Source organism: Aeromonas sp. Y318-1 (assembly GCF_027706125.1).
GTDB lineage: Bacteria > Pseudomonadota > Gammaproteobacteria > Enterobacterales > Aeromonadaceae > Aeromonas > Aeromonas hydrophila.
Window position 1 is genome coordinate 128,149 of record NZ_JAPDCM010000009.1, and the last position, 23,289, is coordinate 151,437.

The following is a 23,289-nucleotide window of genomic DNA, read 5'->3' on the forward strand; positions in this document are numbered from 1 at the left end:
AAAAGCGCGCCATTAGGCGCGCTTTTTGTTTTCTGCCGCAGGGTAGAGGCGAGACTGGCCGCAGCTAGTTGCGACCGATGAAGAGATCGGTCACATGGCAGCTGCTTCTGGCTTCCAGCGCATCCAGCATGTAGGCGGCGGCGTCTTCCGGGGTCATGAAGCCGCTGCTGTCCACGTGATCCGAGTTGTCCCAGAATTCACTGCGGATCCCGCTCGGATAGAGGTTCACCAGCCGCAGCGGCGAGCCTTTCAGCTCGGCCCGCAACGACTCCAGAAAACCACGCATGCCCCACTTGGAGGCGCAGTAGAGGCTCTCGTTGGCCTTGCCCACCTGGGCGGCGGAGGAGAGCACGTTGGCCAGCACACCGCCCTTGTCGCCGATGAGGCGCACCGTCTGCTGGGCCACCAGAATGGTGGAGATGAGATTGCTCTCCACCACCCGGCGGATCTGCTCGGCGGTATAGACGCCGACCGGGCCGAACTCGCCCACACCGGCGCAGTGCAGCACCAGCTCGGGCAGGCCGCCCCACTCCACCGCAGCGGCGAACGCCACGTCCACTTCCTCGTGGTGTGCCAGATCGGCGGCGATGCCGATCACCGCCTTGCCGAGCAACTCCTCCTGCTCCTGCAGCCTCTGATAACGACGCCCCATCATGGAGACCTGATGACCGCGTTCAACCAGGCCTATGGTGAGCGCCCGGCCCAGACCGGACCCCGCCCCCGTCACTATGATATGACCCATGCTCTTTCCTCGTCGGATGCCGCCATCGGGATGATGGGGACATCGTCATCAGCCGTTGCCGGAATTAGAAGGTGAATTCGCCGCCGATGAACCAGCCGTCGACCCGCTGGTCAACGCGATCGAAGTCCATGCTCGCATCACGCCAGCCGGCACGCACCTTGAGCGGTACGGTCGCGAACTTGTAGGAGCCACCCAGACGGTAGTCGTAGTTGTCGGCATCCTGCACGCGGGCATCGCCGAAGGCGGCAAAGCCGGTACCCGGGATGCGCACTTCGGCGCCGGTGTAGGCCATCAGCACGTCCTTGTCATAGGAGTAGTGCTGGGTGTTGAAATCACCATCGTAGCGACGACCGGTCAGACCCAGATCGATCTGGAACAGGTCGTTGTTGAACAGGCGATAGTAGAGGCTCAGGTCATACGCCATCAGATCGTTGTTGAGGGCGCCGCCGCTGGTACCGAAATCGGAGATCTCGAACTTGGCGTTGGGCAGCAGGATGATGCCGTGCTCCAGTTGCAGGTAGCCGCTCCAGTTGTAGTTCTCGTCGTAGCTGCCATTGGCCCCGACACCGTTGATCTGGCCGCTGCCCTGAGCATTCCATACATCGGTACCGGCAGCGAAACGCCAGTCATCGGCAGCCATAGCAGCCTGGCTGAACAGGGCCAGTACGCAACCGGCAATCAAGGTCTTCTTCATCACGTCACTCTCTATCTATGGACTGGAAAGGCCATCATTTTACCCAGTGCGACGGGAATACACAGTGTAAAAAACTGAACAAGCGTCCATTAATGTCAGTGCTGCATGCCTGCCATGGGTTCAATCGGCTTCACCGGCAGGTTCAACTCCAGCTTCTGGCCATCATCCATGGTCAATGTCAGCGGGAAAGGGGTGCCTTGGGAGAGCTCGCGCACCTCGAACAGCATGATGTGAAAACTGCCGGGTTTGAGCGCCACTTCCCCCTTGGCCGGCACCTCTATGCTCTCGACCTGGCGCATCTTCATCACGCCGTTCTCGTGCAGATGGGTGTGCAGCTCGGCGCGGCCCACCTCGGGCGAGGCGGCAGCCACCAGCTTGACCGGCTGATCGGCATCATTCTTCAGCACCAGAAAGGCGGCGGTGTTGGGCGAGCCCGGCGGCAACAGGCGCACATAGCCGTCGACAGCCTCGACCTTGGCCAGGGCGGGAGCAGCCAGCCCCAGGGCCAGCAGGGAATAGAACGCACGTTTAAACATGGTTGAAATCCTTTTATGATGTTGTTAAACGCAGCAAAGATTACCGCAGCGGTAAGCTTTTGACAGCCAGCAATAACAAGGATTTAGACATGGACCCCATTATCATTGTCGAGCAGCAGGATGGCTTGCTCACCCTGACCCTCAATCGTCCCGACAAGCGCAATGCCCTCAATACCGCCATGTATCGTGCGCTCACCGACGCCTTGCGACAAGCGACGGAAGATGACGCCATCCACGCCCTGCTCATCCAGGGGCAGAGCGACTGCTTTACTGCCGGCAATGATCTGGCCGACTTCGTGGGGAAAGAGACCCTGGAGGCTGACGATCCCATCTTGCAGTTCCTCCACACCCTGGCCGACTTCCCGAAGCCGGTGATCGCCGCGGTCGGCGGCGCGGCGGTGGGGATTGGCACCACCCTGCTGCTGCACTGCGATCTGGTCTATCTGGCCGACAATGCCCGCCTGCAACTGCCCTTCGTCGAGCTGGGGCTGGTGCCGGAGTTTGCCTCCAGCCTGCTGCTGCCGCGCAGTGTGGGCCACTTGAAGGCAGCGGAGCTGTTGCTGCTGGCCGAAGCCATCGATGCCGACGAGGCACTGCGGCTGGGGCTCGCCAACCGGGTGCTGGCGGCCGAAGCGCTGCTCCTCTTTGCCCGGGAACAGGGTTTGAAGCTGTCGGCCAAGGCGCCGAAGGCGCTGCAAAAGAGCAAGGCGCTGCTCAAGCAGGAGCTCAGGCAGGCGGTGCACTTCGTCATCGATCTGGAGGCGCGCGCCTTCTCCCTCGCCCTGCAGGGGGAAGAAGCACAAACGCGGATCTCCCAGCGCCTCAAAGGCCGTAAATGATCCTCAGTTGAGGCGAAAACGGCCGATCAGCTCGCAGCCCTGCACCTGATCCTGCAGCTGGATCAAGCGGGCGATGTCGGGATTGGGGTGGCGCTTGAGGAAAGAGAGCAGCGCCGCCCGACAGCAACCCAGTTCGCTGATGAGGGATTCGCACTCCTGGTTCGGACACTGGGGCACCAACGCCGTCACCAGCTCGGAGGCCAGCTTGAGGTAGCGCAGCTCATAGGCCGGCTCCTCCATGGCGCGCCAGAAATCGGCCAGCCGGTGGCAGGTCGCCACCCGCATGCTAGCCAACTCGTCCAGCTCGCCGTCACTCAGTTCGTATACCTCGGCGAGGGCCTGCTGATAGAGGCAGATAGCGGTGCCGAGCGCGCCCGCGCCCAGTGCGTTTTCAGCCTCCAGCATGTAACGCTGCCAGATTTGATGGGCCATGCCGATCTCCCAAGTTGATGGGTGGGACTTTTATCATGCCCAGTTGAGAATGAATATCAACCCGATATTTCGTGCAGGTTTTGACCAGATAACGATGCTTGGCTTGGCCCCCATCCCCATATGACTTACCATGGCGATCCACCCTTCAGGACCCGCACACTCCATGCTGCGACCCCGTTTACCCCAGGATCTGGGCTGCTCGACCCTGTGCGTGCCCCGCCTGCTGGTCTGGATCTATTAGCTGCGCTCCTCGCGTCATCCACCCTATCCATTTGAACGAGGAGACAACCATGAAACCCTGCCAACACTGGTCGCAGGTCGAGTACCTGCACCTGACGGTGAGCAACCCCAACATCCACCTGAAGGGGTGCCACAGCTACTATTCCGGCGCCTGGGACGGCCCGTTTGAAGAGGCCGCCGTGCGCTATCTGCACGGTGACAGTTTCAGCCGCAGCCCGGAGACCGGCTGGGAGCCGCTCTGGCACATCGATCAGCTGCATATCGGCGACTATGTGCAGATAGCCGCCGGGGTGAAGATCCTGATGGGCGGCAACCACACCCACAATGCCGACTTCATCAGCACCTATCCGTTTGCCGCTCTCGATGCCCTCCAGCGCAGCTATCGCCCTGCCGGCGACACCCGCATCGGCAACGACGTCTGGATCGGCATGGACGCCATGATCATGCCGGGAGTCACCCTCGGCGACGGGGCCATCATAGCGGCGCGCGCCCTGGTCAATCAGGATGTGCCGCCCTATGCCATGGTGGCCGGCACGCCGGCCAAGGTTATCAGGATGCGCTTTGCTGAGGAGGAGATCGCCCGCTTGCAGGCGCTGGCCTGGTGGGAGTGGCCGGATGCCCAGGTGCAGGCCTTGCTGCCGCTGATCCAGCAAGGCGAAGTGGCCCTGCTGGAACAGGCCGCCGCGCACTGGCAGCAGGCCCGGCAGCCATCATGACGAAGCGGGGGGCATAGGCCCCCCGCAGTTGTTTTGGCAGCGACTATCCGCTCAGTTGCCGCTGCGCGACTGATTGACTCGGCACTGCTTGCCCGGATAACCGGGCAGATCCGCCGCCTTGCTGCTGCATGCCAGCCGTTTGGCCTGATAGAGGCGATCCGCCAGGTTGGCACTGTCGACCGGCAACCAGTCCATCTGCTGGCCGAGCCAGCTGGCCCAGGCAAACTCGACGAAGTAGACCTGCTCCCGCTTGTCGAAATAGCCCGCATCCTGCAGCAGGCCGGCCACCGTCCGATAGGGGTAATCCGGCAGTTCGCCGATGTGGGCTGGCAGTTGCTGCGGCGTCAGTGCACCGCCCTTTTCATCCTTGAGCCAGGCCCAGTGGTTGCACTGCATCTGGCTCCAGAAGTTCTCCTTGTCCTGCAACCTGGCGATCACCTTGACCCGCACCTGCTTCACACCAGACTGCCACAGCGCCTTGGTCAGATGGTGCCTGTCCACCAGCCAGTAACCGCCATCGGGCGCAATGACGATGGGGATCTCTTTCTTTTTCATCAACTTGTCGAGCTGCTTTGCGCTCTTGCCCGCCAGCTCGGCCTGGGTGTTGTCGACCTGGATCTGGCCCACGCCGCCCTGGGTCGGATGCAGCTGATCTATGTTCGCCTCGCACCAGCTGCCAACCTGGCTCTCGCGCTCACACGGCGCCAGCGCCCAGGCCCCCTGACTGATGGCCAGGGCCAACAGGATCCATGTTCTCATTGCTTACTCCTCTGCCCGAATGGCGGGTCAAATAAGATGCCGGGGAGTCCCCTCATCCAAGGGACTCATACTGGCGGTCTGACCAGCAAACGGGATATCATGATTTCCCGTCTGTCGGCGATCACTTCTCGCCGAGTTTTCACCCCGCTTCACACTATTTGAAGGATCAACCATGAAAGGATGGAGTCCCCTGCTGGCCCTGCTGGGCTGTGCCTGTGTCCAGGCTGCCGATGTTCCACCCGGCACCCAGCTCGCCGCCGAACAGGCCGTCGTGCGTCATCTGAAAGACGAGCCAGCGAGCCTGAGCCCGCTCAAGCTGGTCGGCCTGCCCGAGTTGCAGGTACTGCGGGATCTCTACGAGGGGCTGCTGACCCAGGGACCGGATGGCAAGGTGCAGCCCGGGGTAGCCGCCAGCTGGGACAACCAAAGCAATCAGCGCTTCACCTTCCATCTTCGACCGGACGCCCGCTGGTCCAACGGCGATCCCGTGCAGGCCGCCGACTTCGTCTACGGCTGGCGCAAACTGGTGGATCCCAAAGAGGCTGCCACCTTTGCCTGGTTCGCCCAGCTGGCCCGCTTCGACAAGGTGGATGAGATAGTGGCCGGCAAGCTGCCCCCCGCAGAGCTCGGAGTGAAGGCCCTCGACCAGCATACCCTGCAGGTGACCCTCTCCCAGCCGGTGCCCTACTTCCTGAGCCTGCTGACCCACCCCAGCCTGTCGCCGCTGCATCGCGCCAGCATGGAGCAATACGGCAACCAGTGGACCCAGCCCGGCAAGCTGGTCGGCAACGGCGCCTTCGTGCTGAGTCACCGGGTGGTGAACGAGAAGCTGGAGCTGACCCCCAACCCCTACTACTGGGATCGCGCCCATACCGTGCTGACCAAGGTCACCTTCGTGCCCATCAACCAGGAGAGCGCGGCCACCAACCGCTACCTGGCCGGCGACCTGCACATCACCGAATCCTTCCCCAAGGAGCAGTATCACAAACTGATGCAGCAGATCCCGGGCGAGGTCTATACCCCGGATCAGCTCGGCACCTACTACTACGCCTTCAATACCCAGCGCGCCCCCCTCAACGACGTGCGGGTGCGCAAGGCGCTCTCCTACACCATTGACCGGGGCCTCATCGCCAGCAAGATCCTGGGCACCGGAGAAAAACCGGCCTATCACTTCACCCCGGACGTGGTTGCCGGCTTCGAGCCCAAGGCCAACCTGCTCTCCAGCAGCAGTCAGCAGGAGCTGGACGACAAGGCCAGAGCCCTGCTCAAGGCGGCGGGCTACGGCCCGGCCAACCCGCTCAAGCTGACCCTGCTCTACAACACGGCCGAGGTACACAAGAAGATGGCGCTGGCCATCGCCAACCTGTGGAAACAGAAGCTGGGAGCCCGGGTCGAGCTCACCAATCAGGAGTGGAAAACCTATCTCGACAGCCGCCAGAGCGGCCAGTTCGAGGTGATCCGCTCCTCCTGGGTGGCCGACTACAATGACCCGTCCGCCTTCCTCGGCCTGTGGGGCTCCCACCACAGCGGCAACATGGCCCGCTTCGCCAACGCCGGCTACGATGCCCTGCTGGCCAAGGCTGCCAACAGCCAGGATCCCCGTGAACGGGCCCGCCTGTTCGATGAGGCCGAAACCATACTGCAGGACGAGGCGCCCATCGCCCCCATCTATCAGTACACCAACGCCCGGCTGATCAAGCCCTGGCTCAAGGGCTATCCCATCAACAATCCGGAAGACGTGGCCTACAGCCGCCAGCTCTACCTCGTCAAGCACTGACCCTGTGGGGGCCGACCATGCCGGCTCCCTCTCTTCCCCTGTTCATGCTCAAGTTTTCGGCATAGAATGCCGCCCTTTCAGACAACCCTCCCTCAGTCACCGATGTTGTTATGCGCTATTTATTGATCATCGCCCTGCTGGCGGCCCTGCCCGCCCAGGCGGCCAGCGAGGCACAGTGCCGCCAGGCCTTCACCGAGTGGATGCTGGCCCAGCACAAGCAGTTCAGCGACCGCAAGGCCAGCAAGATGGAGCGGCGCAGCGCGGAGCGGGCCATCGATCAGGTGCGCAGCGAGTTCTCGAAGCGGGAGAGCTTCTGTCAGGCCATGGAGTGGGTGGAACACAACCGGGATCAGGATCCCCGCTTCACCCCGCGGATCGGGGAGATCCACGACTTCACCCCGCCCACCGACTCGCCGTCATGAAAAAAGCCCCGAACCTGCGTTCGGGGCTTTTTCTGGGCATGACAAGCATCAGTCGACGTAGAAGGTCTGCTGGAAGGTCAGCGTCTGTTGCTGCCCCTCCCCCATGATCTTCAGGGTGAACTGGTAGGTATCCTCGTTGCGATAGGGCAGCACCGCCAAGTAGTAGATGGCATCCCCCTCCTTGACCTCCTGGAAGCTCAGGTTGCGGATGGTGCCGGTGAGATTCTTGGCCTCGCCGCTGATCCCCACCGCCTGGGCGACCCCCTGCTTGTTCTGCACCGCGATGTTGACGATGCCGTTGTAGCGGCTGCGCTCCAGGCCGTAGGCCTTGGCCACCTCGGGGGTGAGGAAGCTGGAGTTGAAGGCGCTGTAGTGCACCTGCCAGGAGCCCAGTTCCTTCATCTGTTCGGCCCGCAGGGGCAAGGTCAGCAACAGTGCCAGCAGGCAGCTTATCCAGGCTGTTTTCATGGTGTCATCCTTCTCGTGTTAACCCTGATTGTCCAGCAGGGCACTGACCTCGGCGGGGATCTGCCTGGGCGCCTCGATGGCGACCGTCTTGTGCCGTCCCAACTCCCCCCGCACGATGCGAACCTGCCCCTTGGCCACCTTGAACTGCTTGGCCAGATACTTGATCAAGTGGCTGTTGGCCTGGCCATCCACCGGCGGCGCCGTGATGGCCACTTTCAACTCTTCTCCATGCAATCCGACGATCTGATCCCGACTCGCCTTGGGCTGGATCATCAGATGCATTATCAGCTCATCCCCTTCCCGCAGGACGGCTGCCATCAAATCATCCACCACAGCTGGCCGAACAGATCACCCAACAGATAGTTTATGGCCTGCAGCCCGATAAAGGCGACCAGCACGGAGAGATCCAGCCCGCCCAGTGCCGGCAGAATGCGACGGATGGGGGCCAGGAAGGGCTCGGTCAGCTGGTGCATCACGTACTCGATGGGGTTGCGACCCTGGCTGACCCAGCTCAGGATGGCGCGGATCAGCAGCACCCAGAAGATCATGGAGCCGGCCTTCTTCAGCACAGTCAGCCCGGCAAACAGGCTGAGGGTGAGCCAGTCGGCCAGCAGCACGTTCATGCTCTTGAGCAGCGCCAGCTTGGCGAAGGCGATGATGATGGCCAGCAGCACAGAGGCCATGTCCAGCCCGCCAAACCCGGGAATGACCCGGCGCAGCGGCACCACCAGCGGATTGGTCAGCTTGACCACCATCTGGCTCATGGGGTTGTAGAAATCTGCGCGGGCCCACTGCAGCCAGACGCGTAACAGCACCACCATGAGATAGAGGTCAAAAATCGTGTTAATCAGAAAGTAAGCAGTGTTCATCTGGGCTCCAGGTTGAGACAGAGAGTAAGAGAAATCGGGTTCAGAACAGGGTTTCCATTTCGCCGGCCCGGGCAACAGCTGCCTGCATGGCGTGTGCCGTCAGCGGCATCAGTCCCTGCTGCTGGAAAGTCTTGATCGCCTCGGCGGTAGTGCCGCCCTTGCTGGTCACCTGCTCGCGCAGGGCCTGCAGCGACAGCTCGGGATTCTGCTCGACCATGGCCGCCGCACCAAGGGCGGTCTGCTGCACCAGCAGGCGAGCCTGCTCGGGGGAGAAGCCCATGGCCTCGGCCTCCTCGGCGATGGCCTGCATGAACAGGAAGAAGTAGGCAGGTGCGCTGCCGGCCGCGGCGATGACACCGTTGATGGCGGACTCCTGCTCCACCCACAGGGTTTTGCCCACCGCCTGCATCATCTGCTCGGCCAGCGCGCGGTCAGCCTGCTCGATGCCGGGAGGGGCGTACAGCCCGGTCATGCCCAGCCCCAGCAGAGAGGGGGTGTTCGGCATGGTACGGATGATCCGGCTGTGGCCACCCGCCATCTCGGCCAGCCGCGCCACCTTGATGCCGGCGGCGATGGAGATGAGCAGCTTGCCCTCCAGCGTGCCCAGCTGTGCCACCAGCGCGCTCAGCATGGCCGCCATCAGCTGCGGCTTGACCGCCAGCACGATCACCTCCGCCGCCCGGGCCGCCTCGGCGTTGTCCTGGGTGATGCGGATGCCGTAGTCGTTGGCCAGCGCATCCAGCTTGGGCCGACTGGGGTTGGCGGCGATGATCCGGTCGGCCGGATAGCCCGCCTGAACCAGACCGGCAATGATACTGCGGCTCATGTTGCCCGCCCCGATAAAGGCGAGGATTCTATGCTGCATCAAACGCTCCTGTTATCTGAAAAAAGCACTGCCCGATGCATCGCATCCCGGCCCTTGCTCATGAATAGTCGCGGGCACCGAAGATGGCGGTACCGACCCTCACCATGGTGCTGCCGTGGCCGATCGCCAGTTCGAGATCCTCGGTCATCCCCATCGAGAGGGTGTCGACGCCCGGGTATTGTTGCGCAAGCTCGGTGAACAGAGTCTGCATGCGCACCATCTGAGCGGCCAGCACCGCCTCGTCGCTGGTGTGCTCCGGAATCGCCATCAGGCCGCGCAGCCGCAGCCGTTCACAGCGGGAGACCAGTTCAGCCAGGCGGAAAATCTCTTGCTCCGACGTTCCGGATTTGCTGCTCTCTCCGCTAATATTGATTTGCAGACAGACATTTAGCGGCGCGAGCCCGCTCGGGCGCTGGTTGTTCAGGCGTTCGATCAGCTTCTCTCTGTCCACGCTCTGCACCCAGTCGAAGCGCTCGGCCACCAGCTTGGATTTGTTCGATTGCAGCGGGCCGATAAAGTGCCACTCTATGTCTGCACAGGCCCCTTGCTCACGCAGGGTATCTATCTTGGTCGCCGCTTCCTGGGCGTAGGATTCGCCAAAGCGGCGCTGACCGGCGGCATAGGCCTCGCAAACGGCCTCCAGCGGTTTGGTCTTGCTGACCGCCAGCAGCTGGATGTGATCGCGGCTTCGGCCCGCGCGACTGGCGGCTTGTACAATACGTTCCTTGACCTGAAGCAGGTGCTCGGCAATCTGGTTCATGTTTCGTTAGTGATCTTGTGATGGGAGAATGACAAATCTATGGATATCACAGAGTTATTGGCTTTCAGTGTAAAACATAAAGCCTCGGATCTACACCTCTCGGCCGGGGTTCCCCCGATGATCAGGGTTGATGGCGAGGTTCGCAAGATCAATTTGCCCGCCCTGGAACACCGGGAAGTGCACGCCCTCATCTACGACATCATGAACGACCACCAGCGCAAGGAACTGGAAGAGAACTTCGAGGTGGACTTTTCGTTCGAGGTGCCGAACCTCGCCCGCTTCCGGGTCAACGCCTTCCAGCAGGCGCGCGGCTCCGGTGCGGTATTTCGGACCATCCCCAGCACGGTGCTGAGCCTCGAAGATCTGGACGCGCCGGAGATCTTTCGCAAGATTGCCGAATACCCGCGCGGCCTGGTGCTGGTGACCGGTCCGACCGGCTCGGGTAAATCCACCACCCTGGCGGCCATGGTCAACTACATCAACGAGAACTTTCATCACCACATCCTCACCATCGAGGACCCCATCGAATTCGTGCACGAAAACAAGCGCTGTCTGGTGAACCAGCGGGAAGTGCACCGCGATACCAAGAGCTTCAGCAACGCCCTGCGTTCGGCGCTGCGGGAAGACCCGGACATCATCCTGGTGGGCGAGATGCGTGACCTGGAAACCATTCGCCTCGCCATGACCGCTGCCGAGACCGGCCATCTGGTGTTCGGCACCCTGCACACCTCGTCCGCGGCCAAGACCATCGACCGGATCATCGACGTCTTCCCCGGTGCGGAAAAAGACATGGTGCGCTCCATGCTCTCCGAGTCGCTGCGGGCGGTCATCTCCCAGACCCTGCTCAAGCGCATCGGCGGCGGCCGGGTGGCGGCCCACGAGATCATGATGGGGATTCCCGCCGTGCGTAACCTCATCCGGGAAGACAAGATCGCCCAGCTCTACTCGGTGATCCAGACCGGGATGACCCACGGCATGCAGACCATGGATCAGAGCCTCAAGCAGCTGGTGAGCCGCGGCGTAGTGGCGGCGCTGGATGCCAAGGCCAAGGCGGTTGATCCCAACACCATCTAACCACGACGAATCTAGGGAAGGAGTCGTTATGAATCTGGATGCCCTGCTGACCGAGCTGGTCGCCCGCAAAGGCTCGGATCTGTTCATCACGGTCGGCACGCCGCCGACCCTCAAGGTCAACGGCCATCTGCAGTCACTGGTAGAAGCCCCCCTCGACAAGGCAAGGGCGCTGGCGCTGGTCAAGGAGACCCTGAGCCAGGAGCACTTCGAGCGCTACCTGCGCACCAAGGAGGCCAACTACGCCATCCACCGCGAGGAGCTTGGCCGCTTTCGGGTCAGCGCCTTCTGGCAGCAGGAGCTGCCGGGCATGGTGCTGCGCCGCATCGAGACCCGCATCCCCACCTTCGACGAGCTGGCGCTGCCCCCCATCCTGCAGGAGATCGCCCTGGCCAAGCGCGGGCTGGTGCTGTTCGTCGGTGCCACCGGCGCCGGCAAATCCACCACCCAGGCGGCCATGATCGGCTATCGCAACCAGCATGTGGACGGCCACATCCTGACGGTGGAAGATCCGGTGGAGTTCGTGCATCAGCACGGCCGCAGCCTGATCACCCAGCGCGAGGTAGGCATAGACACAGCGTCGTTCGACGTGGCGCTGAAGAGTTCGTTGCGCCAGGCCCCTGACGTGATCCTGATCGGCGAAATTCGCAGCCAAGAAACCATGGAGTTTGCCCTGCAGTTTGCCGAGACCGGCCACCTCTGCCTCGCCACCCTGCACGCCAACAATGCCAACCAGGCGCTGGACCGCATCCTGCATCTGGTCCCTCAGGAGAAACACCGCCAGTTCCTGTTCGATCTCTCCTTCAACCTGCGTGCCATCGTAGCTCAGCAACTGCTGCCCAGCCTGGACGGACGTCGTCGCTGTGCGGCCTTCGAGGTACTGCTCAACACCCCGCTCATCACCGACATCATCCGCAAGGGTGAGATGCACCGGCTCAAGGAGGTGATGACCAAGTCCACCGAGCTCGGCATGCAGACCTTCGATCAGGCGCTGTTCGCCCTGTTCTGTGCCGGCCAAATTGGCTACAGTGAGGCCCTTGCCCATGCCGACTCGGCCAACGACCTGCGACTGCTGATCAAGCTGTCGGGGCGCGAGCAGCTGGGTGCAGGCACTCTTGACAACGTCACCCTGGATGAATGAGGGGCGTGCGTCACCGCTATAAAGGATCGTTATGCTGATTGTGGTTTCCCCGGCCAAGACGCTGGACTACGAGTCGCCGCTAGTGACTTCCCGTTTCACCCAACCCGAGCTGCTGGGCCACTCCGCCGAGCTGATCGGCCGGGCCCGCCAGCTGAGCCCGGACCAGATCGCCAGCCTGATGAAGATCAGCGACAAGCTGGCCGGCCTCAATGCCGCCCGCTTTGCCGACTGGCAACCCGACTTCAGCCCGGCCAACGCCCGCCAGGCGCTGCTGGCCTTCAAGGGGGATGTCTATACGGGGCTGGCGGTGGAGGATTTCAGCGAGGCAGATCTCGACTTCGCCCAGGCACACCTGCGCATGCTCTCCGGTCTCTACGGGGTGCTGCGTCCGCTCGATCTGATGATGCCTTACCGGCTGGAGATGGGGATCCGCCTCGACAACGGGCGTGGCAAGGACCTCTACCAGTTCTGGGGCGACATCATCACCGCCCACCTGAACAAGGCGCTGGCCGCTCAGGGAGACGAGGTGCTGATCAATCTCGCATCCGACGAGTACTTCAAGTCGGTACGTCCCAAGGCCCTGCAGGGGCGCATCATCACGCCGGTGTTCAAGGACGAGAAGAACGGCCAGTTCAAGATCATCAGCTTCTACGCCAAGAAGGCGCGCGGCATGATGGCCCGTCACATCATCAAGCACAGACTCACCAAGGTGGAGCAGCTGACCGGGTTCAACGCCGATGGCTACTACTTCGTAGCGGAAGAGTCCGACGCCAATACCCTGATGTTCAAACGCGCTGAAAATTAATTACAACCCGAGGGAACCAAATTCAGGATCCCCAAGTCTGAATAGGTGAATCCTCTGTTGTAAGCACTTTTTATTGGCCGACGTTTATACGTCGGCTTTTTTCTTTTCTGGCCCCCGTCGAGTGGGCAGCAGATAGCACAACGGCCATCCGGAGATGGCCGTTGTGGCGGGCAGGCTTACTTCTTTTTCTTCTTGGCCGACTTCTTCTTGTCGTCCTTCGGCTTTTTCTTCTTCACCGGCACCCGCGCTTCCTTGTGTTTGGGGCGCAGTTCGTCGATCACCCGACGCTTGAGGCGCTCTTCGGTGTAACGCTCGATCTTGGCGACCATCGCCATGTCGTGGGCTTCCACCAGGCTGATGGCGCAACCACGGTTGCCGGCACGGCCGGTGCGGCCGATCCGGTGGACGTAGACATCGGCGCCGTAGGGCATGTCATAGTTGATGACATGGCTGACGTTGGGCAGGTCGATGCCGCGGGCGGCCACGTCGGTGGCGATGAGGAAGGGCACTTCCCCTTCATGGAACTTGCGGATCGACTCGATGCGCTTGCTCTGCTCCATCTCGCCGCGGATCCAGGCGCAGGAGACGCCAGCCGCCTGCAGCTGACCGGACAGCTCCGCCAGCCGCTCACGGGTCTTGACGAAGATGATGGCTTTCTGGGTCTCGGGATCTTTCAGGATATGCACCAGCAGGGCCAGCTTGTGAGCGGCATCGTCGGCCAGGTGCACCCACTGGGTGATGGGGCGACGTTCGCTGCGGGGCGGCTCGGCGTGCAGCTCCACCGGCTCCTTCAGGATATCGTTGGCGAACTTCTCGAGACCGGCCCCTTCCAGGGTGGCGGAGAACAGCATGGTGTGCTTGCGATAACGCGCCTCTTCCACGATGCGGTTCACATCCTTGATGAAGCCCATGTCCAGCATGCGGTCCGCTTCGTCCAGCACCAGCACCTCGATGTCGTGGCTCTCGAACTCCTCTTTCTCGATGTACTCGAGCAACCGGCCCGGGGTGGCCACCACAATGTCGGTAGTCTTGGTCAGGGCCGGCAGTTGCTCTTCATGGCTGACGCCGCCGATGATGGTCTCGATGCTGAGGTTGGTGTGAGCCGCCAGCGCCTTGGCGTGGGCGGTGACCTGTAGCGCCAGCTCGCGGGTCGGGGTCAACACCAGCATGCGGCACGGGCCCGGCTTGCGGCGCGGGAAGTCCAGCAGGTGCTGCAGGGCTGGCAACAGGAAGGCAGCGGTCTTGCCGGTACCGGTCGGGGCGGATGCCAGAATATCGCGGCCGTCCAGGGCTGGCTCCAGCACCATCTGCTGAATGGTGGTGGGGCGGGTGAAACCCATCTCGGCCAAGGCCCGGTTGAGGGCTGGATTCAGGTCGAAATCATCAAAGGACTGGCTCATGGCAATACTCGGTCATTAAGGAAACGGCAGATTATAGGCGATTATGTCGTCGGCTCCTATGGCGACTGTGGCTTAGTCGCTATAATCGCCGACCATTTTCTGCGGCGCTGGCACAGGACGGGAGTCGGATGGGACGAAACAGCGGTTTTACCTTCAAGCAATTTCACGTCGCGCACGATCGCTGCGCCATGAAAGTCGGCACCGATGGCATCCTGCTCGGCGCCTGGGCACCTGTCACCAACGCCCGCCGGGTTCTCGACATTGGCAGCGGCAGCGGCCTCATCGCCCTGATGCTGGCCCAGCGCAGCCCTGCCGACTGCCGCATCGATGCGGTAGAGCTGGATAGCAATGCAGCCCGGCAGGCTCGCGAGAATGCGGCAGCCTCCCCCTGGCATGAGCGGGTCACCGTCATCGAGAGTGCCATTCAAACCTATCAGGCCGCCCCTTACGATCTCATCGTCTCCAACCCACCCTACTTCGTGGCGGGCCAGTCATTTCGCGATCCGGCCAGGGCATTGGCACGTCATACCGGCGGCCTCGACAGCCAGGATCTGCTGGCCGCCTGTGACCGACTCTTGGCCCCCAACGGCGAGGTTGCGCTGGTCGTGCCAACGGCCATGGCCGATGAAATTTTATGCATCTCGGCGGATTATGATCTGCACGCCGTTTGTTATACAGCTGTTATCACCAGGGCGGGAAAAGAGGCAAATCGTGTTTTATTGCGACTTGGCAGAGGATTAAACAAGTGTGAGCAGGGTGAAATTGTGATCCATTCTGCTGATGGAACCTATTCCGACAGATACATCCAACTAACCCGCCCCTTCTATTTGAAGATGTAAATTTCGTCTTGAACTATTTTTTCACACCATTATGCTGACTCCTAAACGAGCGCCCGCTCAAGACCAGCTCAAACCACTGGTTGCGATGAAAAAACAAGCGGGGCTCCTTTTTTTTACCCCTGAACAATATCGGTCACTGACCAATAAAAAACTATAACAAGCAATAGTTTACAAGACAGACGAGGTTGAACTTGACGAAATCACTCACATTGTCCGACGTGCTCGGATTGGGCTTCATGACCTTCGCCTTCTATCTGGGCGCCGGCAACATCATCTTCCCGCCGCTGGCCGGTTACATGGCAGGTGAGCACCTCTCTCTCGCCATGCTGGGTTTCCTGGTCACTGCCGTCGGTCTGCCCCTCATCACCATCATCGCCGTCGCCAAGGCAGGCAACGGCTGGGCCGGCATGACCAAGCTGCTGCCAGCCGGCGTCGCCACCGCACTGGCCGTCGCCATCTACATCATCATCGGTCCGGCCTTCGCCGCCCCCCGTACCGGGCTGGTGGCCTACGAAATGGGCCTCAAGCCTTTCATCGGTGACATGGGTCAGGCCGGTCTGGCTGCCTACACTGTGCTGTTCTTCGGCGTGGCCATCCTGGTCTCCATGAATCAGGGCAAGCTGATGGATGCCATCGGCAAATACCTGACCCCGGTGCTGATGCTGTTGCTGCTGACCCTGGCCATCGGCGTGTTCGTCGCCCCGCAAGGTGACATGCCGGCCTCTTCCGGTGACTATCAGAACGGCCCCTTCGTGAAAGGGATCCTGGAAGGCTACAACACCATGGACACCCTGGCGTCCCTGATGTTTGGCGCCCTGATCGTCGACCTGCTGCGCCAGAAAGGCATTCATGACTACCAGAGCCAGTTCAAGTACCTGGCCATTGCCGGCATCATCTCCGCCATCGGTCTGTCCGTGGTCTACGTCTCCCTGTTCCAGCTGGGCAACACCGCAGCCGGCGTCGCCACCGACATCAGCAACGGCGGCGCCATCGTCAACGCCTACGTGTTGAGCCTGTTCGGACAGCCGGGTCAGTTCATCCTGGCCGCCATCATCACCCTGGCCTGTTTCACCACCGCCGTGGGCCTGATCTCCGCCTGCTCCGACTTCTTCCACAACCTCACCGGCATGAGCTACAAGAAGCTGGTGGTGTTGCTGGGGGTCATCTGCGGCGTGGTCGCCAACGTGGGCCTGAGCCAGCTCATCAGCCTCTCCATTCCGGTGCTGGTCGCCATCTACCCGGTTGCCGTGGCACTGGTGCTGGTCACCTTCCTGAAGGGTTACTTCGGTCGTCCGCGCCTGGTGTTCCGCGCCGTGCTGATGGTTGCCTTCCTGTTCGGCTGCCTGGACGGTCTGGGCGCCGCCGGCATGAAGATGGATGCGTTTGCCTTCCTGCCGCTGTTCGACAAGGGCCTGGCCTGGCTGCTGCCGACCCTGTTGGCCTGTGGCCTCGGCATGGTGGTTCGCTCCGGCGAGAAACTGGCTGCCGAAGCCGCCTGATTTCACTCTCGTCCATCTCAAAGAGCCTGCCTTGCGCAGGCTCTTTTGTTTGTCTGCCAACAGCCTTTTACCACCAGTTACCCCTTTCCTGCGGCCAGCCCCCTGCCGCCATGCCGACCTCTTTCACTGCTGCCAACTGCTGGCTAATCGGTGATTTATTCTGGCCAATTAAATTGTTTCAAGATATTAATGTGTGATTGAGATCAAATTTCTCTTCTTTATGCTCAGAAGAGAACTCCTTCGCCGATGCGCTCATCGCGGAGGAGAGGGAAGCATTGTTATCCGGTTATCTGCCAGGCAGTGGGTGCAATCAACAAGAACAAGCTGATAAGGCAGATGAGGTCAGGTTTGACGAAATCACTGAAGTTGTCCGACGTATTCGGACTGGGTTTTATGACGTTTGCTTTCTATCTCGGGGCAGGCAACATCATTTTTCCACCGCTCGCCGGCTTTATGGCCGGTGAGCATTTGATGCCAGCCATGGTCGGCTTTCTGCTGACGGCGGTGGGTCTCCCTCTGCTGACGCTGGTCGCCGTTGCCAGAGGCAGCGCCGGACAAGGCAGCAGCGGCTGGACGGCAATGACCCGCTATCTGCCGACCTGGGTGGCCACGGCACTGGCCATCGCCATCTACATCATCATGGGGCCGGCCTTTGCCACCCCACGCACCGGGCTGGTGGCCTACGAGATGGGACTCAAGCCCTGGCTCGGCGAAGCCGGCCAGCACGGGTTGCTGCTCTACAGCCTGTGCTTCTTTGCGCTGGTGATCCTGGTGTCGCTGGATCGGGGCAGGCTGCTCGATGCGGTGGGCAAATACATGACACCTGTCTTGATGGTGATGTTGCTGATCCTGGCGCTCGGCGTCGTCATCGCCCCGCAGGGCGGTATGCCGGAGGCCAGCGGCGACTACACGGATACGCCGCTCATCAAGGGGATGCTGGAGGGGTACAACACCATGGATACCCTCGGCTCGCTGATGTTCGGTGCTCTCATCATCGGTCTGCTGCAACGCAGGGGCATCGAGGACTACCCGAGCCAGTTCAAGTACCTGACCATCGCGGGCCTCATCTCGGCAGTTGGCCTCTCGGCGGTCTACATCTCCCTGTTCTACCTGGGCAACAGCGCGGCGGGCGTGGTGACCAACGTCGACAATGGCGGCGCCATCGTCAACGCCTATGTACTGAGCCTGTTCGGCCACTACGGCCAGTTGATCCTGGCCGCCATCATTACCCTGGCCTGCTTCACCAGCGCCGTCGGCCTGCTCTGCGCCAGTGCCGACTACTTCCACGGTCTGGCCGGCTGGACATACCGCAAGTGGGTACTGCTGATGGGATGCGTCTCCATCCTGGTGGCCAACGTCGGACTGAGCCAGCTCATCAGCCTCTCTATCCCGGTGCTGGTCGCCATCTACCCGGTCGCCATCGCACTGGTGCTGGTGACCTTTGTGCAGGGTTATTTTGGCCGGCCACGGCTGGCGTTTCGCGCCGTGCTGCTGGTGGCGTTTCTGTTCGGCTGTCTGGACGGGCTGGGCGCGGCCGGCATGCAGATGGAGGCGTTCGCCTTCCTGCCGCTGTTTGACAAGGGGCTGGCCTGGCTGCTGCCCACCCTGCTGACCTGCAGCCTCGGCATGCTGCTGCGCCCCCGCGAAGCTCTGGCCGCCGAAGCGGCCTGATCAACCGGGTGACCAACGACAAGAGGCCAGCATCAGCTGGCCTCTTGCATTGCATCTGTCATCATGGCTGCTACAGCAGCGGGTCTACCTGCTTGGGTCTGCCTGCCAGACCATACCAATGGGTCTCCACCCGCCCGGCATGCCACTCAAAAGTGCCCCAGGGCTGATCTGCCTGCCAGCGCGGAAAGTTCACCACCACCCGGTTGTCTTCGTACTTGTAGAGCGAGGTGGTGATCTGGAGATCAGACAGGATGAGCAGCAGGGCCCAACCGATGAAGAACCATTTCAGCGCTTTCCACATAGGATTACTCGAAACAGATCTCGATGGTGGCACGACCGTAATCTGATTCGAACGGCATCATGATCTTGGTGCCGTCGGCACGATGAGTGATGGTGTGGTTGGGGCCGGAGACGATGATGGGGGTCGCCATGTCGAACTCATACCCCTTCTCCCCCAGCATGCGCTTGGCGCCGCCGGTCACCATGTTGGTGATTTCGCCCACCATGTCGGTCACTTCTTCATTGATAGTGGCCGGAGCCTCGCCCAGCATCCGGCGCATGATCTCCAGCGCCAACCCCTTCTCGAAGCTGATAGAGAGCGAGCCGCGGGTCTGCGGGCCGACCATGCCGATGAGACCAGAGACATCGCCGCGCGCCAGCTCGTCCATCTTGCGTTTCGGTTTGCCCGGCTTGAGCTCGAGCTGTGCCATGGTGGAGAGCACATTGAGCAGGGAGAGCAGGAACGGGTTTACAAAATCAGCCTTCATGTTGACTTCCTACGGTGGGCGTACAGCGAGCACATTGGCCATGTGCCTCTATTGTCTTATTGGTAATAGTAAAGCCATGCAAGTGGGCTTGCTCGGAAAACGCGCCATCGATCGCCGAGTCATGCAACTCGACCACCTCACCACACCGATCGCAGATGAGCAGTTGCATCGGGTGGGCATGATCGAAGTGACAGCAGAAAATGAAGGCGTTGAGCGACTCCACCTTGTGGGCAAAGCCCTGTTCGAGCAGAAAATCGAGCGCCCGATAAACGGTTGGCGGCTTGGCATGGGCCTCGGTCTGCTGCAACTGGGCCAACAGATCATAGGCGCTGATGGCATTGCCGTGGGCAGCCAGCAGCCTGAACACCTGACGCCGGGTAGGGGTGAAGCGGATCCCGCGTTGTTCGCAGAGTCGTTCGGCTCGTTGTAAAAGTTGGTCTTGATTCATGATCACGCAATTACCCTTTTTATTAGCCGGATACTATCACAGGGCCCCCTTTGACGCGGTGACAAAATTCATTTTCTGGGGCTGCCTCACGTTGTGGTAAAATCCGCCCCCTTTGTTTAGCCAACCCGGATGATTTTTATGCAGGCGCAGCGTTTTTCCATCGCCCCCATGCTGGACTGGACCGATCGGCATTGCCGTTATTTCCATCGTCTGATGACTCGCCAGACCTTGCTTTATACCGAGATGGTGACCACCGGCGCCATCATCCATGGCAAGGGAGATTATCTGGGTTACAGCGAGCAGGAGCACCCCATCTCCCTGCAGCTGGGTGGCAGTAACCCGGCCGATCTGGCGCGCTGCGCCAAGCTGGCCGAGGAGCGCGGCTATGACGAGGTGAACATCAACGTCGGCTGTCCCTCTGATCGGGTGCAAAACGGCCGCTTTGGTGCCTGCCTGATGGGCGAACCCACCCTAGTGGCTAACTGCGTCAAGGCGATGCGCGATGTGGTCGATATTCCGGTGACGGTAAAGACCCGCATCGGCATCGACGATCAGGACTCCTACGAATTTCTGCAGGCCTTCATCGAACAGGTGCGTGACGCCGGTTGCGACACCTTCATCGTCCATGCCCGCAAGGCGTGGCTGAGCGGCCTGAGCCCCAAGGAAAACCGCGAGATCCCGCCGCTCGATTATCCCCGTGTCTATCGGGTCAAACAGGATTACCCGGATCTCACCATCGCCATCAACGGCGGCGTTACCTCCATGGAGCAGACCCTCGAACATCTGCAACACGTCGATGGCGTCATGATGGGGCGCGAAGCCTATCAGAATCCCTACATTCTGGCGCAGGTGGACAATCTGGTATTCGGCCAGAACAATGCCGTGCCGAGCCGCCATGAGGTGGTGCGGATGATGCTGCCCTATATCGAGCAGGAGCTGGCCAAGGGAAACTATCTCTCCCACATGACCCGCCACATGCTGGGGCTGTTCCAGAACATGCAGGGGGCTCGTGCCTGGCGCCGCCATCTGAGTGAAAACGCCTGCAAGCCGGGAGCGGATATCCAGGTAGTGCTGGATGCCATGGCCAAGGTGCCGGAATTCGCCACCACGGAGGCGGCGGAGTAACCATGTACCGTTTCACCGGCTCCTGGCTGCACAAGGCCATCGTCCGGCTCTGCGCCGGCCTGCTCGCCATTCTGGGCATCAAACTCAGCGCCTTCTACTTCCTCGGCTTGCTCATCGTGCTGGGGCTGCATCGGGATCAATTGCTCGGCTGAGCTAGCCCCGCGTCGACCAATAAAAAAACCGGCAACACTCAGTGTTGCCGGTTTTTTTATTGTCTCTTCAGCCTCGCTAATCGCCTTTGTCCACGAACTGCAGCTCGGGCGCTCTGGACGTCAGCACATCGGCGCAATAATCCCAGGTCGAGATGCGGTAGTGCTGCAGATCCTCGTCCAGGTGCAGACCATCCGACTCCTGATGGAACCAGCTGGCAAATCGGGACGGGGTGATGAGCTGGATCTGCTCCTCGATGGCATGGCTATCCTTGCCCTCCGCCAGATCGCAATCCTCCATTACCCGCACCGCAAAGATGTGTCGGAAATAGACCCGACAGAGGATCTGCGGCGGTAGATCGATGCTGCGAGCCCTGCCCAGCATGATGGTGAGGGAGTCGCTCCAGATATCCTGATGAAGTTCGGCCACAACCAGGCCCGGGGGGAGTTGGCGGGACGGAGCCCAAGGTACGGCAACCTGCCGAATGGCATTTTTCTGTTCCATCATCCACCTCACTACGGCGCACGCCATATCTTGAGTGTATCTGAAACAATTTCCGCTGACGATGGCAATAAAAAACCCGGCTGGCGCCGGGTTTTTGGGGATTACTTGACGGCGTCTTTGAGCGCCTTGCCTGCCACAAAGGACGGCACATTCGCGGCTGCAATCTGGATCTCTTTACCAGTTTGCGGATTGCGACCGGTACGGCCAGCACGATGGTTCACCTTGAAGGTGCCAAAACCCACCAACTGCACAGCATCACCTTCTTTCAGGCTCTGGGTAATACCATTGATGATCTCTTCCAGAGCGACTTTGGCCTGAGCTTTGCTCAGATCTGCTTTGGCTGCAATTGCATCGACAAGTTGAGCTTTGTTCATAACATTTCCTTTATGATCGGGCATTTAGCACCGGGCCACTCTATTCAAAAAAAAACACTCAGGCAAAGGCTTTATCAGCCGGATTGGCTTGAATGCTGGGGTTTTCATCAAGATCTGCGGAAATAGTCACATATCTCGCCCCTTCGTGATCGTAATTGACGGGAAGAGGAGAGCAAATGATGGTGCCTTGTAACCAAAACGCCACCCGGTGTAACAATATCCCCATGCCCCTATTGACGGTCAACTGGATTTTCCCTAGTTATAGGAGGGTGTCGTCAGTCAATAAAAAGGCCGGAGGCCCGTCACGATAGCACTCCATGCCTATGCCCCACGGAGGGACTATGTTAACTGAACTGGAACAAACCAAACGCGCATTGGCAGGAAAGCACAGAGCTATCGACGACTGGCTGGATGCCAGGCAGGCATTGCTGGTCGAATACATGCGGCTTGCCGGACTGACCCCCGCCCGCACCAAACAGCGTTCGCTGCCCGGCCATGTGGAACTGCAAGGCTTTTGTGAACGCCTGGTCGACTACGTCAGCGCCGGACACTTCGAAATCTACAACCATGTGGTGACTGCCTTCGAACAGGCCAGCGGCGACAAGCTGGAACTGGCGAAGCGTATCTACCCCCATATCCGGGCCTGCACCGAGTTTGCACTGGAGTTCAACGACAAGTACAGCAATGCCGACGAGGCTCAGCTGCTGTTGCTGGATGAGGATCTGAACCAGCTGGGCCCCGTGCTGGAAGATCGTTTCAAACAGGAAGATCGGCTGATCAAGGCATTGCAGGTCGTGGAGTCACTCAGCGCCCAGCAGGTTTGATATCCAATTTCGGAGCCAGTTCAAGATCCTGATGTGCAAGGTGCATTACACTCTATGTCATGACCTTTAGCTCCAATTCCTATTGCTGACAGGAGATGAGAATGTCCGAGCGTCGCCGTTTTTCACGGATCCTCTACTTGACCATGGCCGACCTCGTCCAGGGAGATAAGAAATGGCGGACCCAGCTGGTGGATATCTCCCTGCAGGGCGCCCTGTTGATCCGGCCTGATGACTGGGAAAGTCACGACAACAAAGAGTATTCACTCAGCTTCGTGCTGAGCGGCAGCGACATCGAGATCAAGATGCAGGTCATGCTGACCCATGAAGCCAGCAAGAAGCTGGGGTTCTACTGCCATCACATCGACATCGACAGCGCCACCCACCTCAAGCGGATGATCGAGCTCAACGTCGGCGATGAAGACTTGCTGCACCGGGAGCTGGAGCAGCTGCTGAGCGAACATCTCGAACACCCTCACCCCTGAGCGGTACATTCAATGTAAAAAGGAGCGCCGTTGCGCTCCTTTTTATTGCCTGCTAACGGCCACCATGCCG

31 protein-coding genes are annotated in these 23,289 nt (G+C 60.7%); 14 read left to right on the top strand and 17 right to left on the bottom strand.

Annotated features, from left to right (window positions below; translation table 11 throughout):
- Positions 1-64: 64 nt before the first annotated feature.
- The 3 genes from OKB87_RS14740 to OKB87_RS14750 all read right to left on the bottom strand — a co-directional run bounded on the left by OKB87_RS14740 (position 65) and on the right by OKB87_RS14750 (position 1,972).
- Positions 65-742 carry an SDR family oxidoreductase gene (locus OKB87_RS14740; protein WP_011707375.1) on the bottom strand — a complete coding sequence of 226 codons (678 nt, stop codon included), beginning with the start codon at positions 740-742 and terminating at the stop codon, positions 65-67.
- A gap of 64 nt (positions 743-806) precedes the next feature.
- Entirely contained in the window at positions 807-1,436 is a 630-nt protein-coding gene (locus OKB87_RS14745; RefSeq protein ID WP_011707376.1) for a TIGR04219 family outer membrane beta-barrel protein, read from the bottom strand.
- A gap of 95 nt (positions 1,437-1,531) precedes the next feature.
- Positions 1,532-1,972: a copper chaperone PCu(A)C gene (locus OKB87_RS14750; RefSeq protein ID WP_016351963.1), complete on the bottom strand. Its 441-nt coding sequence runs from the start codon at positions 1,970-1,972 to the stop codon at positions 1,532-1,534.
- A gap of 89 nt (positions 1,973-2,061) precedes the next feature.
- Here OKB87_RS14750 and OKB87_RS14755 point away from each other — a divergent pair, with 89 nt between their 5' ends.
- Positions 2,062-2,811, top strand: coding sequence for an enoyl-CoA hydratase-related protein (locus OKB87_RS14755; protein WP_270827838.1), 750 nt, complete (start codon positions 2,062-2,064; stop codon positions 2,809-2,811).
- A 3-nt stretch (positions 2,812-2,814) separates the two neighbouring features.
- On the opposite strand, the gene OKB87_RS14760 is transcribed toward OKB87_RS14755, so the two are convergent.
- A complete protein-coding gene (locus OKB87_RS14760; protein WP_270827839.1) occupies positions 2,815-3,243 on the bottom strand; it encodes a DUF2753 family protein in 429 nt (142 codons plus the stop codon).
- 290 nt (positions 3,244-3,533) lie between these two features.
- On the opposite strand from OKB87_RS14760, the gene OKB87_RS14765 reads away from it, so the two are divergent.
- Positions 3,534-4,199: a CatB-related O-acetyltransferase gene (locus OKB87_RS14765; protein WP_077095137.1), complete on the top strand. Its 666-nt coding sequence runs from the start codon at positions 3,534-3,536 to the stop codon at positions 4,197-4,199.
- Positions 4,200-4,250: 51 nt separating this feature from the next.
- Here the strand turns inward: OKB87_RS14765 and OKB87_RS14770 are convergent, their stop codons facing one another.
- Positions 4,251-4,958, bottom strand: a complete 708-nt coding sequence (locus OKB87_RS14770) for a ParB-like protein (RefSeq protein WP_270827840.1) — start codon at positions 4,956-4,958, stop codon at positions 4,251-4,253.
- Between the two features lie 172 nt (positions 4,959-5,130).
- Here OKB87_RS14770 and OKB87_RS14775 point away from each other — a divergent pair, with 172 nt between their 5' ends.
- Positions 5,131-6,735, top strand: a complete 1,605-nt coding sequence (locus tag OKB87_RS14775; protein ID WP_270827841.1) for a peptide ABC transporter substrate-binding protein — start codon at positions 5,131-5,133, stop codon at positions 6,733-6,735.
- A gap of 110 nt (positions 6,736-6,845) precedes the next feature.
- Positions 6,846-7,157: a hypothetical protein gene (locus OKB87_RS14780; protein ID WP_270827842.1), complete on the top strand. Its 312-nt coding sequence runs from the start codon at positions 6,846-6,848 to the stop codon at positions 7,155-7,157.
- A gap of 48 nt (positions 7,158-7,205) precedes the next feature.
- Here the strand turns inward: OKB87_RS14780 and OKB87_RS14785 are convergent, their stop codons facing one another.
- The 5 genes from OKB87_RS14785 to OKB87_RS14805 are packed head-to-tail and all read right to left on the bottom strand — an operon-like array spanning position 7,206 to position 10,119.
- Positions 7,206-7,625 (bottom strand): DUF4426 domain-containing protein, encoded by a 420-nt coding sequence (locus OKB87_RS14785; RefSeq protein ID WP_168755742.1) that lies wholly within the window; start codon positions 7,623-7,625, stop codon positions 7,206-7,208.
- 18 nt (positions 7,626-7,643) lie between these two features.
- Positions 7,644-7,943: a DUF167 family protein YggU gene (yggU, locus tag OKB87_RS14790; protein ID WP_011707385.1), complete on the bottom strand. Its 300-nt coding sequence runs from the start codon at positions 7,941-7,943 to the stop codon at positions 7,644-7,646.
- On the bottom strand, positions 7,943-8,494 hold the full coding sequence (locus tag OKB87_RS14795) for a YggT family protein (RefSeq protein ID WP_016351969.1): 552 nt from the start codon (positions 8,492-8,494) through the stop codon (positions 7,943-7,945). The genes yggU and OKB87_RS14795 overlap by 1 nt, the downstream gene beginning before the upstream one ends.
- Before the next feature lie 40 nt (positions 8,495-8,534).
- The gene (gene proC, locus OKB87_RS14800) at positions 8,535-9,359 is read right to left on the bottom strand and encodes a pyrroline-5-carboxylate reductase (protein ID WP_270827844.1); all 825 of its coding nucleotides are present in this window, start codon (positions 9,357-9,359) and stop codon (positions 8,535-8,537) included.
- A gap of 58 nt (positions 9,360-9,417) precedes the next feature.
- The gene (locus tag OKB87_RS14805) at positions 9,418-10,119 is read right to left on the bottom strand and encodes a YggS family pyridoxal phosphate-dependent enzyme (RefSeq protein ID WP_029304817.1); all 702 of its coding nucleotides are present in this window, start codon (positions 10,117-10,119) and stop codon (positions 9,418-9,420) included.
- 39 nt (positions 10,120-10,158) lie between these two features.
- Between OKB87_RS14805 and tapT the strand changes: the two genes are divergently transcribed.
- From tapT to yaaA, 3 genes are read left to right on the top strand one after another with little or no spacing between them, the layout of a single operon-like run.
- The gene (gene tapT / locus OKB87_RS14810) at positions 10,159-11,193 is read left to right on the top strand and encodes a type IVa pilus ATPase TapT (protein WP_011707389.1); all 1,035 of its coding nucleotides are present in this window, start codon (positions 10,159-10,161) and stop codon (positions 11,191-11,193) included.
- 28 nt (positions 11,194-11,221) lie between these two features.
- Positions 11,222-12,331 (top strand): type IVa pilus ATPase TapU, encoded by a 1,110-nt coding sequence (tapU, locus tag OKB87_RS14815; protein WP_270827846.1) that lies wholly within the window; start codon positions 11,222-11,224, stop codon positions 12,329-12,331.
- A gap of 31 nt (positions 12,332-12,362) precedes the next feature.
- Positions 12,363-13,136: a peroxide stress protein YaaA gene (gene yaaA / locus OKB87_RS14820; RefSeq protein WP_270827848.1), complete on the top strand. Its 774-nt coding sequence runs from the start codon at positions 12,363-12,365 to the stop codon at positions 13,134-13,136.
- A 176-nt stretch (positions 13,137-13,312) separates the two neighbouring features.
- Here the strand turns inward: yaaA and srmB are convergent, their stop codons facing one another.
- Positions 13,313-14,536, bottom strand: coding sequence for an ATP-dependent RNA helicase SrmB (srmB, locus tag OKB87_RS14825; RefSeq protein WP_016351974.1), 1,224 nt, complete (start codon positions 14,534-14,536; stop codon positions 13,313-13,315).
- Between the two features lie 128 nt (positions 14,537-14,664).
- On the opposite strand from srmB, the gene OKB87_RS14830 reads away from it, so the two are divergent.
- From OKB87_RS14830 to brnQ (OKB87_RS14840), 3 genes are all read left to right on the top strand, one after another.
- Positions 14,665-15,375: a tRNA1(Val) (adenine(37)-N6)-methyltransferase gene (locus OKB87_RS14830; protein ID WP_270827849.1), complete on the top strand. Its 711-nt coding sequence runs from the start codon at positions 14,665-14,667 to the stop codon at positions 15,373-15,375.
- 191 nt (positions 15,376-15,566) lie between these two features.
- Entirely contained in the window at positions 15,567-16,874 is a 1,308-nt protein-coding gene (gene brnQ, locus OKB87_RS14835) for a branched-chain amino acid transport system II carrier protein (RefSeq protein WP_041216559.1), read from the top strand.
- Between the two features lie 393 nt (positions 16,875-17,267).
- A complete protein-coding gene (gene brnQ, locus OKB87_RS14840; protein ID WP_270827918.1) occupies positions 17,268-18,545 on the top strand; it encodes a branched-chain amino acid transport system II carrier protein in 1,278 nt (425 codons plus the stop codon).
- A gap of 70 nt (positions 18,546-18,615) precedes the next feature.
- On the opposite strand, the gene OKB87_RS14845 is transcribed toward brnQ (OKB87_RS14840), so the two are convergent.
- The 3 genes from OKB87_RS14845 to zur are packed head-to-tail and all read right to left on the bottom strand — an operon-like array spanning position 18,616 to position 19,760.
- Positions 18,616-18,846, bottom strand: coding sequence for a hypothetical protein (locus OKB87_RS14845; protein ID WP_016351978.1), 231 nt, complete (start codon positions 18,844-18,846; stop codon positions 18,616-18,618).
- A 4-nt stretch (positions 18,847-18,850) separates the two neighbouring features.
- Positions 18,851-19,312, bottom strand: a complete 462-nt coding sequence (locus tag OKB87_RS14850) for a chemotaxis protein CheX (RefSeq protein WP_016351979.1) — start codon at positions 19,310-19,312, stop codon at positions 18,851-18,853.
- The gene (gene zur, locus OKB87_RS14855; protein ID WP_011707398.1) at positions 19,302-19,760 is read right to left on the bottom strand and encodes a zinc uptake transcriptional repressor Zur; all 459 of its coding nucleotides are present in this window, start codon (positions 19,758-19,760) and stop codon (positions 19,302-19,304) included. Before zur ends, OKB87_RS14850 begins: the two co-directional genes overlap by 11 nt.
- A 138-nt stretch (positions 19,761-19,898) precedes the next feature.
- Between zur and dusA the strand changes: the two genes are divergently transcribed.
- On the top strand, positions 19,899-20,885 hold the full coding sequence (gene dusA, locus OKB87_RS14860) for a tRNA dihydrouridine(20/20a) synthase DusA (RefSeq protein ID WP_270827851.1): 987 nt from the start codon (positions 19,899-19,901) through the stop codon (positions 20,883-20,885).
- A gap of 2 nt (positions 20,886-20,887) precedes the next feature.
- On the top strand, positions 20,888-21,037 hold the full coding sequence (locus OKB87_RS14865) for a hypothetical protein (protein WP_011707400.1): 150 nt from the start codon (positions 20,888-20,890) through the stop codon (positions 21,035-21,037).
- A 76-nt stretch (positions 21,038-21,113) separates the two neighbouring features.
- On the opposite strand, the gene OKB87_RS14870 is transcribed toward OKB87_RS14865, so the two are convergent.
- The 3 genes from OKB87_RS14870 to OKB87_RS14880 all read right to left on the bottom strand — a co-directional run bounded on the left by OKB87_RS14870 (position 21,114) and on the right by OKB87_RS14880 (position 22,157).
- Positions 21,114-21,539, bottom strand: a complete 426-nt coding sequence (locus OKB87_RS14870) for a hypothetical protein (RefSeq protein ID WP_010636148.1) — start codon at positions 21,537-21,539, stop codon at positions 21,114-21,116.
- Between the two features lie 101 nt (positions 21,540-21,640).
- Positions 21,641-21,913, bottom strand: a complete 273-nt coding sequence (hupA, locus tag OKB87_RS14875; RefSeq protein ID WP_005305063.1) for a nucleoid-associated protein HU-alpha — start codon at positions 21,911-21,913, stop codon at positions 21,641-21,643.
- Positions 21,914-21,971: 58 nt separating this feature from the next.
- Complete coding sequence (locus OKB87_RS14880; RefSeq protein WP_130631666.1) at positions 21,972-22,157, bottom strand: hypothetical protein; 186 nt, start codon at positions 22,155-22,157, stop codon at positions 21,972-21,974.
- A gap of 97 nt (positions 22,158-22,254) precedes the next feature.
- On the opposite strand from OKB87_RS14880, the gene OKB87_RS14885 reads away from it, so the two are divergent.
- Positions 22,255-22,737 carry an Rsd/AlgQ family anti-sigma factor gene (locus tag OKB87_RS14885; protein ID WP_011707403.1) on the top strand — a complete coding sequence of 161 codons (483 nt, stop codon included), beginning with the start codon at positions 22,255-22,257 and terminating at the stop codon, positions 22,735-22,737.
- 101 nt (positions 22,738-22,838) lie between these two features.
- On the top strand, positions 22,839-23,219 hold the full coding sequence (locus tag OKB87_RS14890) for a PilZ domain-containing protein (RefSeq protein WP_011707404.1): 381 nt from the start codon (positions 22,839-22,841) through the stop codon (positions 23,217-23,219).
- Positions 23,220-23,289: the final 70 nt, after the last annotated feature.

Bases quoted from the DNA above. Each gene is read 5' to 3' on its own strand.
- OKB87_RS14845 (WP_016351978.1), bottom strand. From the start codon at position 18,846: ATGTGGAAAGCGCTGAAATGGTTCTTCATCGGTTGGGCCCTGCTGCTC.
- OKB87_RS14870 (WP_010636148.1), bottom strand. From the start codon at position 21,539: ATGGAACAGAAAAATGCCATTCGGCAGGTTGCCGTACCTTGGGCTCCG.
- OKB87_RS14850 (WP_016351979.1), bottom strand. From the start codon at position 19,312: ATGAAGGCTGATTTTGTAAACCCGTTCCTGCTCTCCCTGCTCAATGTG.
- OKB87_RS14770 (WP_270827840.1), bottom strand. From the start codon at position 4,958: ATGAGAACATGGATCCTGTTGGCCCTGGCCATCAGTCAGGGGGCCTGG.
- OKB87_RS14885 (WP_011707403.1), top strand. From the start codon at position 22,255: ATGTTAACTGAACTGGAACAAACCAAACGCGCATTGGCAGGAAAGCAC.
- tapU (WP_270827846.1), top strand. From the start codon at position 11,222: ATGAATCTGGATGCCCTGCTGACCGAGCTGGTCGCCCGCAAAGGCTCG.
- OKB87_RS14760 (WP_270827839.1), bottom strand. From the start codon at position 3,243: ATGGCCCATCAAATCTGGCAGCGTTACATGCTGGAGGCTGAAAACGCA.
- proC (WP_270827844.1), bottom strand. From the start codon at position 9,359: ATGCAGCATAGAATCCTCGCCTTTATCGGGGCGGGCAACATGAGCCGC.
- hupA (WP_005305063.1), bottom strand. From the start codon at position 21,913: ATGAACAAAGCTCAACTTGTCGATGCAATTGCAGCCAAAGCAGATCTG.
- OKB87_RS14755 (WP_270827838.1), top strand. From the start codon at position 2,062: ATGGACCCCATTATCATTGTCGAGCAGCAGGATGGCTTGCTCACCCTG.
- OKB87_RS14780 (WP_270827842.1), top strand. From the start codon at position 6,846: ATGCGCTATTTATTGATCATCGCCCTGCTGGCGGCCCTGCCCGCCCAG.
- OKB87_RS14765 (WP_077095137.1), top strand. From the start codon at position 3,534: ATGAAACCCTGCCAACACTGGTCGCAGGTCGAGTACCTGCACCTGACG.
- OKB87_RS14795 (WP_016351969.1), bottom strand. From the start codon at position 8,494: ATGAACACTGCTTACTTTCTGATTAACACGATTTTTGACCTCTATCTC.
- srmB (WP_016351974.1), bottom strand. From the start codon at position 14,536: ATGAGCCAGTCCTTTGATGATTTCGACCTGAATCCAGCCCTCAACCGG.
- tapT (WP_011707389.1), top strand. From the start codon at position 10,159: ATGGATATCACAGAGTTATTGGCTTTCAGTGTAAAACATAAAGCCTCG.
- OKB87_RS14805 (WP_029304817.1), bottom strand. From the start codon at position 10,119: ATGAACCAGATTGCCGAGCACCTGCTTCAGGTCAAGGAACGTATTGTA.
- OKB87_RS14785 (WP_168755742.1), bottom strand. From the start codon at position 7,625: ATGAAAACAGCCTGGATAAGCTGCCTGCTGGCACTGTTGCTGACCTTG.
- OKB87_RS14775 (WP_270827841.1), top strand. From the start codon at position 5,131: ATGAAAGGATGGAGTCCCCTGCTGGCCCTGCTGGGCTGTGCCTGTGTC.
- zur (WP_011707398.1), bottom strand. From the start codon at position 19,760: ATGAATCAAGACCAACTTTTACAACGAGCCGAACGACTCTGCGAACAA.
- brnQ (WP_270827918.1), top strand. From the start codon at position 17,268: ATGACGTTTGCTTTCTATCTCGGGGCAGGCAACATCATTTTTCCACCG.
- OKB87_RS14865 (WP_011707400.1), top strand. From the start codon at position 20,888: ATGTACCGTTTCACCGGCTCCTGGCTGCACAAGGCCATCGTCCGGCTC.
- OKB87_RS14750 (WP_016351963.1), bottom strand. From the start codon at position 1,972: ATGTTTAAACGTGCGTTCTATTCCCTGCTGGCCCTGGGGCTGGCTGCT.
- OKB87_RS14890 (WP_011707404.1), top strand. From the start codon at position 22,839: ATGTCCGAGCGTCGCCGTTTTTCACGGATCCTCTACTTGACCATGGCC.
- OKB87_RS14830 (WP_270827849.1), top strand. From the start codon at position 14,665: ATGGGACGAAACAGCGGTTTTACCTTCAAGCAATTTCACGTCGCGCAC.
- dusA (WP_270827851.1), top strand. From the start codon at position 19,899: ATGCAGGCGCAGCGTTTTTCCATCGCCCCCATGCTGGACTGGACCGAT.
- yggU (WP_011707385.1), bottom strand. From the start codon at position 7,943: ATGGCAGCCGTCCTGCGGGAAGGGGATGAGCTGATAATGCATCTGATG.
- OKB87_RS14745 (WP_011707376.1), bottom strand. From the start codon at position 1,436: ATGAAGAAGACCTTGATTGCCGGTTGCGTACTGGCCCTGTTCAGCCAG.
- OKB87_RS14740 (WP_011707375.1), bottom strand. From the start codon at position 742: ATGGGTCATATCATAGTGACGGGGGCGGGGTCCGGTCTGGGCCGGGCG.
- yaaA (WP_270827848.1), top strand. From the start codon at position 12,363: ATGCTGATTGTGGTTTCCCCGGCCAAGACGCTGGACTACGAGTCGCCG.